The organism is Buttiauxella gaviniae ATCC 51604, assembly GCF_001654835.1.
GTDB lineage: Bacteria > Pseudomonadota > Gammaproteobacteria > Enterobacterales > Enterobacteriaceae > Buttiauxella > Buttiauxella gaviniae.
The window spans coordinates 1-291 of sequence record NZ_LXEP01000122.1 but is presented as its reverse complement, the minus strand read 5'-3'; the positions used below and the strand labels follow the sequence as shown (position 1 = coordinate 291).

Annotated in this window: 1 protein-coding gene; it reads left to right on the top strand. The window is 50.5% G+C overall.

Features of this window, described 5'->3' with window-relative positions; genetic code table 11:
• A partial coding sequence (locus M977_RS25630; protein WP_074392113.1) for a S24 family peptidase occupies positions 1-212 on the top strand: 212 nt, incomplete at its 5' end.
• Positions 213-291 lie beyond the last annotated feature (79 nt).

Genomic DNA, 291 nt, shown 5'->3' with positions numbered 1-291 from the left:
ATCTGCTGTCAGTGGATTGTTCACGCACTGCAAGGCATAACGATGTTGTGATTGCGTCTGTAGATGGCGAATTTACCGTTAAGCGCTTACAGCTTTATCCAACCATCCAGCTTAACCCGATGAACAGAGCGTACTCCCCGATACTTATCGACAGCGAGGGCACGCTCAACATTCTGGGCGTGGTCACGTTCGTCATTAAATCGATGGGCTGAGCATGTTTGCCCTGGTGGATGTCAATTCGTTCTATGCCAGTTGCGAAACCGTATTCCGACCTGATTTGCAGGGCAGGCC